Genomic DNA, 7,557 nt, shown 5'->3' with positions numbered 1-7,557 from the left:
GGCCATAATATAGCACGGAAGCGTTTTCCCCGTCAACAATTTAGTCGTGGGCAACAAGTGTTTGGCCCAGCCGAGATTGAAATGGGGGCCGGCTTCCCTTACAATTAAACCTGTTCCTGCGTCAGTAGCTCACCTGGATAGAGCAATGGTTTCCTAAACCATAGGTAGAGAGTTCGAGTCTCTCCCGACGCAGTCGCACCACGAGAAAACGCCGCTACCGCGGCGTTTTTTTATGACTGTTGCGTTAAAAACTGGCGTCGATGACGACTGGAAAATGATCCGAAGCATACTTGCCATCGGCCGTCGCGGTGGCGTCGACGGCATAGTGCGTGACGCGAACATTGGGCGAAACGAACCAGTAATCGATGCGCACCGTGATCAAGTCGGGCCGCACGACGAACTGACCGTTGTCTTGGAACGTGCCCGGATAAGGCCGGTCGAGCGTCTCGGCAATGGTCTCGGCGTCTTTGAGCGCCTTGGTGGCTTGCGCGTAGGCGCGGTCTGCCGGCTCAGCGTTAAAGTCCCCCGCCAGCAACACCGGCTCGCCCGCCTTTAAAATCGGCTGCAAAAAGGCGATGATTTGTGCCATGCCGGCATCACGCGCTTTTTCCGAAGCATTGTCTAAGTGCGTGGCGACCGCCGTGAACGTCTTGCCCGTCGCCCGGTCCTTGAAGCCGCCCCACTGAAAGACCCGCGGGCAGCCGGCGCCGGGATAAATCGACGGTTGCTCCGGCGTCTCGGACAACCACTGGTGCCCAGAGGCTAACAACTCGAGTGCATCAGACCGGTAGAATAACCCGTTAAACTCGCCGGCGGCCACGCCATCATCGCGGGCGACGCCGATAAACGTGTAGTCGCTTAACGCCGCCTTGAGGTCCGCCAGCGGTGCGGCCAACGCCTCTTGAATCGCCAAAATCGTTGGCGCTTGCCGCAAGATATTGGCAATCACGTGCTCGCGGCGGTTGGCCCAGCGCCAGTCACCGTCTTCCGGGGTATCGTAGCGAATGTTATACGTCATGAACTTCATCGCGCGCCTCCTAGCCTTGCGTCTTGTTGTGCCGCGTCGGGTCGGCATCCGGCGCCGCGTTCAGCGTCGCCATGTCAGCGTCGCTGATGGTGAAGTCCAGCTTGGTGTTAGCCACCACGTGCGCCTGACTCGTCGCCTTCGGTAGCGGCAAGACGCCATTTTGCAGGCAGAAGCGAATCGCGAGCTGCGGCACGGACGCATTGTAGCGCTTGGCCATGGCCATCAAATCCGGCTGGTTCAAGATGCCGCCGGTAGCCAGCGGCGAATAGGCTTCGATTAGAATCCCCGCGGCCTTGGCCGCCTGACGAATGATCGGCTCGGTGAAGCCGATGTAATACTTGATTTGATCGACCGCCGGCACCACGCTGGTCGTGTCCAGCAGATTTTGCAAATCATGCGCGTCAAAATTCGACACACCGATGCTGCGGCTCAAGCCGTCTTGCTGCGCGCGAATCATTTCCTGCCACACGGCGGTGTTCTCGCTGTCCCAGTGGCGCTGGCCAGCCTCACCCCATGGCCACGGCGCGTGAATCAGGTACAAATCCAGGTGATCGAGCCCGAGGTTACTGAGGGTCTCATCGGCGTAGCGCCGAACGTCCCCGGCAGTCTTCACCTCGGCCGGCAGCTTTGAGGTGACAAACACCTCACTGCGCGGCAAGCCGAAGTCGCGAATGGCGCGGCCAACGCTTTTTTCATTGCCGTAAACATAGGCCGTGTCAATGTGGCGATAGCCGGCGTCAAGCGCAAAGCTCACCGCGTCATACGCGACATCCCCGTCTGGAATCTGCCAGGTGCCAAACCCGACCGTGGGGATCTTCACCCCATCGTTCAAGGTGTACGTTGCTTGTAATGGATTCATCGTTTTCCCTCCGTTCCAAAATTCCCCTCAAGCATACCGCAAACGATTGGCGACTGGTAGCGCTCACATCAAAACGCACCGACAACTTGGCTGGTTGCCGGTGCGTGACTTGGTATCAATTGGTGGCTTCAATGGCGTGCAGCAATTGACTGACGCGCCGCTTGCGCCCGCGGCCAAGCAAGACCCCGACCACCGTCGCATTCAACTGCCGGATGCGGTCGGCAAATTGCGTTGATTCCGTATAGGTGACCTGCGTCTGACCGTCTGCGGTGGGCACGAGCTGATAGCTGACGGCATATGTCGCGCCGCCTGCCATCGCCGTGTAGGCATAGGTTTGCCCAGGCACGACGACGCTGATGCGAATGCGGCTTTGCGTCTGGCCCAAAGGTTTCGTATACTCGAAGCCTTGCAGCCGGCTAACCGGCGGCGTCAACGCGGTGTGTTGGCGAATGTCGGCTTGCACCGAGTGCATTAGCCGGTTAAACAACGCCCGCGGCGGCAAGTTCACGGTTTGCACATGTTTCATCGCGCTTCCTCCTTCGCCTGAGCCCGCTTGGCGTGGCGATAATCATACGCGCCAATGGCGATGACAATGGCCCCGACGATGAACAACGGGTAGCGAATCGTCATGCTGCTGGTGGCCACCGGACTCAAGGCGCAAATCAAGGTGCCAATGCTCATCACAGCTTGGGCGTTTTTCATGCTGGGCCTCCTGTGGTGATGGTGAAATAAATCGTCTTGCCCCACGGCGCGGCCTTGATCAACTCGCGCGCAGTTTGACCTGCTGCATGTTCATCCGGTTGATTCGTGGTGAAGCGTAGGCGCATGCCGGCGCGGTCCCCAAAGGTAAACCGGGTGTCGCCTTGGTCGTAGCTGGTTAACAAGTCGATGATTTCAGACTGCTTCTGCGCGGAATTGATAATAATCATGCCTGTCCTCCTTCCAGTTGGTCGGGTTGAATTTTGTTGGCGGCGATGACGAACGGCGCCCAGATGAAGAAGCCGACCACCATGTTGACCAGTTGCAGTACCGGCGCCCGCCAGTCAAAGCCGGTGGCCAAAAACGAATTGATGAATGGCGGCATCACCCACACGGTTTGCACCTTGATGGGGCTGACCCAGCCGAATTGAATCACCCAGTAGGCAATGGTGACCATCACCACCGGCGCAAGGATGAACGGAATGAAGTAAATCGGGCTTAGCACGATCGGCAAGCCGAACATCACCGGCTCGTTGATCTGGAAGATGCCCGGCGCGATGGCAAGCTTGGCCACCGCCCGTTCGTCGGCACGCTTGCTGAAGATGAAAATAGCGATCAAAAGCAACAGTGTCGAGCCCGCGCCACCAATCCAGGCGTACATGTCAAAGGCCGAGCGCGTCCACAGGTACTGCACGGCTTCGCCTTGCTGGAAGCGATTGATGTTATCGAGTTGCGCAGTGAGCCAAATCGAATCGAGCACCGGCCCCAACACGTTGGTACCGTGAATGCCGAAGAACCAGAAGAGTTGCACCAGCAACGTCAACAGCAACACCGCACCGTAACCTTGCGAGAGATGCAGCAGCGGCCCTTGAATCGTTTTGTTCACCCAATCGATGAAGACTTCGCCATTGAAGACCTGCGTCCAGGCGTAAGTGAGAATCCCCACCACGTACAGGCCGACCAGTGCCGGAATGATGGCGGTAAAGGCGTTGGCCACCGCCGCCGGCACGGAATCCGGCATCTTGATGGTGATTTTCTTCTTCATAAACCAGATGTACACCGTCGCGGCAATCGCGCCGAGAATCATCGCGGTGAACAACCCGCCGGAACCGAACTGGGCGCCGAAGTTGAAGTACCCCCAGGCGTTGATCGTGACGGTTTTGTCCGCGATGACGGCCCCGGCCTTCGTTAATTCGGCGGCTGCCTTGCCCCCTAACGCGTTGCCCAGCGTAAGCGTGGCCGCCGCGCTTTGCGACAGGCCCATCAAAAACGCGCCCAGCGTCACGATGCCGCCGGCCAGCGGATCGACGGCGTATTGCTTGGCCAGGTTATACCCCCAGGTAAAGGCAAAAATCAGACCGTATACGGCAAGGGTGGCGGTCCACACCTGACCGTTCACCCCGATAATCGGTTGCATGGCCGAAACGAAACCGGTCCAGCCTGCTTGCGTCGGAATGTCGCGCAGTAATGCGTTGAGTAAGACGGCGATGGACCCCGCCATGGTCGCCGGCATGGTGGTGATAAACGCGTCGCGCAAGGCGACTAACCACCGAATCGAGCCAATCTTGGCCGCCACTGGCACCACAGTTTTCTCCAACCACTTAATCAGTGTGTTCATGAGCTGTCCCCTCCTTCAGGGCAGGCAGAAATTAATCAACAAATGCTGTAATCGATTACAGATTAAGTGTAGGCGGTTGGCGGTTGACGCGTCATTCAAAACGAACGTTACCTTATGAAAAAGATTAGCGCCTTATCGCAGACACAAAAAAGTCGGCGTGACTGCGGTCACGCCGACTAAACTTAATTGTGTTTGCCTTTATTCTTTTGATCGCGGGCCCGCCGCTTCTTGTGCGGCTTGCGCGTCGGCGTGGCCGCAGCTTCTGGGGCTGGGCGCTTCGCCGCGGCTTTAGGCTTGGCTGAAGGCGTCGGGGCCACCGGTGCCGGCGCGGCATCGCGACTCGGCGCCACGGTGGTGAGTTGCCCGTCGACGAGGTATCCGCGTCGAATGTCGTATTGCGGCACCAGCTTTTTCAGGTTGCGCCGGTCGTGGTCGTCGCCTAACGTGATGACGGTCCCGGGCTCGCCCATGCGCCCGGTGCGCCCAGCGCGGTGAATGTAAGCCTCGGCTCGCGTCGGCGCCGTGTAATTCACCACGGCAGGCAACTTGGCAATATCCAGCCCGCGCCCGGCAAGGTCGGTGACGAGCAATAACTTGACCTTCCCCTTGCGCAGCGCGGCCAAGGCATTGGCTCGGTTGACCTGCCGATCCATTCGCGACAATACAGCAAAGGTCACGGCCTGGTGGCGCAAGGTGCGCGCGGTTTGTTCAAGCAACGCATTATTATTGAAGAAGACTAGCGCGCGGAAGTGATCCAGGTGCGCCAGGGCCCGCAACCACGCCTCGCGGTGGGCGTTATCGGTTTGGACGAAGAGGTGCCGCACCGCGCCTTGCGTGTGATCGATGTCGCGAACGTCGATGCGCACCGGGGTGATGCCGAACCATTTGTCCAGCTGGGCAAACAACGGACTATCGGTGGCACTGAAAAACGCGTACTGCGTTTCCCCCGGCGCGGCCATGGCCAACTCGCGGACCTGATCGAGCCCGGGGTCGCGCAACAACTCGTCGGCTTCATCGACCACCAAGGTTTGCAAGGCATGCAAACTCAGGCGCCCGGCGCGCACCAACTCCAATAGCCGCCCCGGTGTGCCGACGATGACTTCAGGCTTGGCCTTCAGTTGGTCGAGCTGCCGCTTGACGTTGGCACTGCCCACCAGCCCCACCACCGCCAAATTAATCGCGGCGGCGTATGGGCGAATCACGTTGCGCGTTTGCATCGCCAACTCTTGGCTTGGCGCGAGAATCAACAGCTGCACGCCACCGCCGGCCATGAGTTTTGGCAACAGCGGCAAGGCAAACGCCAGCGTTTTGCCCGAGCCAGTGGGCGCCAAGCCGATGACGTGCTCGTCTTGGCGCAAGGGTGCGGCCACGGCGGCTTGAATCGGCGTCTCGGCGGTGAAGCCCGCGGCGTCCCATAAGGGTTGGAACACGGTTGAAATGGTCATGAAGGTCCTTTCTAGTCTGGGTCGCTGTCGAAGTGAATCGGCGTGGCGGCGCGCATCTGCCCCATCAGCGTGTGCACCTGCTTGGCCAATGCCCACTGCCGGTCAAAGGCGGCGCGGTCGTTTTTCGTGATGGCTTCCGCAAAAAAGCGCGCTTCTGAGACCATCGGGTTGTCGTGTTGGGCGGCCGTGATGTCGGTGCGCTGGCCGGCGGAAATCAGCTTCAGGTAATTCAGCTCACCTGGCGTGTCGGTTTGCAAGGTGGTGCGGCCAAAATAAATCTCGCTTGGCGCAAAATGATTCGTCGTCTTGCCGGTGACCAGCGTGACGCCGAAGTCGGGATAATCAAAGCGCATCACGCCATCGCCATCCACTCCGCTGGCCAGCATGTGCGGCTGATACGTGGCCGTAGTCGGCACGCCGAACCAGCCCACCGCCGCGTACACGAGGTAGACGCCGAGGTCCATCAGCGCCCCGCCGGCGGTTTTGGTGGTGAAAATATTCGGCTGCTTGCCGGCCAAGTAGTCGTCATACTTCGACGAGTACTTCATGTAGGCCAACGTGGCGCCGGTCACCGGGTGATGCGCGATGTAGTCCGTGACGGCGTGGAAGTTCGGATCGTAAATGTGCCGCGCCGCTTCAAACACCATCAAGTCCGGGTGCGCCGCCAACGCCTCTTCGAGCTTGGCCAGCTGACTCGGGTGCGTCACCATCGGTTTTTCGACGATGACGTGCTTGCCGGCGCTTAAGGCCGCGATGGTTTGCGCCGCGTGCAGGCTGTTGGGGCTGGCGACGTACACCACGTCGATGTCGCTACCTAAGAATGCCTCCATATCGGTGTAGGCTTGCGCCGGTGCCGATTCTGCAATGAAGTGCTGGGCGGTTTCCGCGTGGCGCGAATACACCGCCGTGAGCCGATACATTCCGGTGCGATGGGCTGCGGTGATAAATTGGGCCGTGATCCAACTTGTGCCAATGACTCCTAATTTCAGCATCATTATCCTCCCCGTTGTCATGTGTGTTTGATTTCATTTTAACAGTCCTGTAACGGAAATGCAGTATGATAGAGGTATTGAATCTTGCGTGCCGAAGGAGGACCAACTCATGCCCAAGCGCCTGACGAATTTCTTAGCCAACTTAACGAAACACGTGGCGCATCGCCCGCATGACTTGCCGGCCGAGCACAACCCGGCCGTCGCCTTGGCCCATGCGTATACCGGCGACTACGTGTTCCTCGACGAGCAAACCAACAAGAGCCACCAGCTCAGCATCTCGCCGGACCTGGCGATTAAAATCGACGGGCGCACCCTGCCGGGCAACGTCACCGGGATCACCGTGACCAGTCTGACTTTCTTGGACCACTACGGCTACCAGCTCAGCGTCACCAACGGGCCCACCGGTCCAGTGGCGGTGTATGACGAAGCCGAGGACCAAACCTACGAAATCGTGCAACCCGATCACCAACTGAATGACGACTAAGCAAATGGCCACCGCGCACGCGGTGGCCATTTCTGCGGCTGGTTACGGTAATTGGGCAAGCGCCTGTTTCGGCACCGCGCTTTTGTTGATGGCGCTCCAGCGGGTGACGCCTTTCTTGTCGTTATAGGTCAACTTGAGGTAGGCGTTTTGCTTCAGCGGGCGGGTCTTGTTGGCGTTGAAGGTCAGTATTTGCTTGTGGCCTTCGTCGTCGTAGCCGGCCAGCTGGTACTGGTAGTCGACATAGGCGTTGCCTTGTTGGTCGTGCTGCGTGATTTTCTTGCCCGGGGTGGTCACTTTCGTGTAATACGTGGTGCCGCCATAATTCAGGACGCTGTAAAGCTTCAGGCCACCGAAGACGACCACCACCAACACGACCAGGCCAATCAACAATTTTTTCATGCTGCCACTCCTTTAAGCTTGTTGGCTTGATTAT

10 protein-coding genes and 1 tRNA gene are annotated in these 7,557 nt (G+C 58.9%); 2 read left to right on the top strand and 9 right to left on the bottom strand.

Annotated features, from left to right (window positions below; genetic code table 11):
• The first annotated feature begins 118 nt into the window (after nt 1-118).
• Nucleotides 119-192 (top strand) — tRNA-Arg (locus FD02_RS06615).
• 52 nt (nt 193-244) lie between these two features.
• Here FD02_RS06615 and FD02_RS06610 read toward each other — a convergent pair.
• From FD02_RS06610 to FD02_RS06575, 8 genes are all read right to left on the bottom strand, one after another.
• A complete protein-coding gene (locus FD02_RS06610) occupies nt 245-1,027 on the bottom strand; it encodes an endonuclease/exonuclease/phosphatase family protein (RefSeq protein WP_054722645.1) in 783 nt (260 codons plus the stop codon).
• Nucleotides 1,028-1,037: 10 nt separating this feature from the next.
• On the bottom strand, nt 1,038-1,886 hold the full coding sequence (locus tag FD02_RS06605) for an aldo/keto reductase (RefSeq protein ID WP_056951306.1): 849 nt from the start codon (nt 1,884-1,886) through the stop codon (nt 1,038-1,040).
• Between the two features lie 115 nt (nt 1,887-2,001).
• The gene (locus FD02_RS06600; RefSeq protein WP_056951304.1) at nt 2,002-2,412 is read right to left on the bottom strand and encodes a DUF3284 domain-containing protein; all 411 of its coding nucleotides are present in this window, start codon (nt 2,410-2,412) and stop codon (nt 2,002-2,004) included.
• Nucleotides 2,409-2,588 carry a hypothetical protein gene (locus FD02_RS06595; RefSeq protein ID WP_054722641.1) on the bottom strand — a complete coding sequence of 60 codons (180 nt, stop codon included), beginning with the start codon at nt 2,586-2,588 and terminating at the stop codon, nt 2,409-2,411. The genes FD02_RS06600 and FD02_RS06595 overlap by 4 nt, the downstream gene beginning before the upstream one ends.
• Nucleotides 2,585-2,815 (bottom strand): hypothetical protein, encoded by a 231-nt coding sequence (locus tag FD02_RS06590; RefSeq protein ID WP_054722639.1) that lies wholly within the window; start codon nt 2,813-2,815, stop codon nt 2,585-2,587. The genes FD02_RS06595 and FD02_RS06590 overlap by 4 nt, the downstream gene beginning before the upstream one ends.
• Nucleotides 2,812-4,203, bottom strand: coding sequence for a PTS sugar transporter subunit IIC (locus tag FD02_RS06585; protein ID WP_054722637.1), 1,392 nt, complete (start codon nt 4,201-4,203; stop codon nt 2,812-2,814). The genes FD02_RS06590 and FD02_RS06585 overlap by 4 nt, the downstream gene beginning before the upstream one ends.
• 182 nt (nt 4,204-4,385) lie before the next feature.
• Entirely contained in the window at nt 4,386-5,648 is a 1,263-nt protein-coding gene (locus FD02_RS06580) for a DEAD/DEAH box helicase (RefSeq protein ID WP_056951302.1), read from the bottom strand.
• 11 nt (nt 5,649-5,659) lie between these two features.
• Nucleotides 5,660-6,640: a Gfo/Idh/MocA family protein gene (locus tag FD02_RS06575; RefSeq protein WP_056951300.1), complete on the bottom strand. Its 981-nt coding sequence runs from the start codon at nt 6,638-6,640 to the stop codon at nt 5,660-5,662.
• A 121-nt stretch (nt 6,641-6,761) separates the two neighbouring features.
• Here FD02_RS06575 and FD02_RS06570 point away from each other — a divergent pair, with 121 nt between their 5' ends.
• Nucleotides 6,762-7,124 (top strand): DUF4828 domain-containing protein, encoded by a 363-nt coding sequence (locus tag FD02_RS06570; RefSeq protein ID WP_054722659.1) that lies wholly within the window; start codon nt 6,762-6,764, stop codon nt 7,122-7,124.
• A gap of 42 nt (nt 7,125-7,166) precedes the next feature.
• On the opposite strand, the gene FD02_RS06565 is transcribed toward FD02_RS06570, so the two are convergent.
• Nucleotides 7,167-7,523 (bottom strand): YxeA family protein, encoded by a 357-nt coding sequence (locus FD02_RS06565; protein WP_056951298.1) that lies wholly within the window; start codon nt 7,521-7,523, stop codon nt 7,167-7,169.
• Nucleotides 7,524-7,557: the final 34 nt, after the last annotated feature.

Source organism: Lacticaseibacillus nasuensis JCM 17158 (assembly GCF_001434705.1).
Lineage (GTDB): Bacteria > Bacillota > Bacilli > Lactobacillales > Lactobacillaceae > Lacticaseibacillus > Lacticaseibacillus nasuensis.
This window is presented reverse-complemented; position numbering and strand designations above follow the sequence as displayed.

Coding starts and splice junctions, on each gene's coding strand:
- FD02_RS06610 (WP_054722645.1), bottom strand. CDS start 1,027: ATGAAGTTCATGACGTATAACATTCGCTACGATACCCCGGAAGACGGT.
- FD02_RS06605 (WP_056951306.1), bottom strand. CDS start 1,886: ATGAATCCATTACAAGCAACGTACACCTTGAACGATGGGGTGAAGATC.
- FD02_RS06600 (WP_056951304.1), bottom strand. CDS start 2,412: ATGAAACATGTGCAAACCGTGAACTTGCCGCCGCGGGCGTTGTTTAAC.
- FD02_RS06595 (WP_054722641.1), bottom strand. CDS start 2,588: ATGAAAAACGCCCAAGCTGTGATGAGCATTGGCACCTTGATTTGCGCC.
- FD02_RS06590 (WP_054722639.1), bottom strand. CDS start 2,815: ATGATTATTATCAATTCCGCGCAGAAGCAGTCTGAAATCATCGACTTG.
- FD02_RS06585 (WP_054722637.1), bottom strand. CDS start 4,203: ATGAACACACTGATTAAGTGGTTGGAGAAAACTGTGGTGCCAGTGGCG.
- FD02_RS06580 (WP_056951302.1), bottom strand. CDS start 5,648: ATGACCATTTCAACCGTGTTCCAACCCTTATGGGACGCCGCGGGCTTC.
- FD02_RS06575 (WP_056951300.1), bottom strand. CDS start 6,640: ATGCTGAAATTAGGAGTCATTGGCACAAGTTGGATCACGGCCCAATTT.
- FD02_RS06565 (WP_056951298.1), bottom strand. CDS start 7,523: ATGAAAAAATTGTTGATTGGCCTGGTCGTGTTGGTGGTGGTCGTCTTC.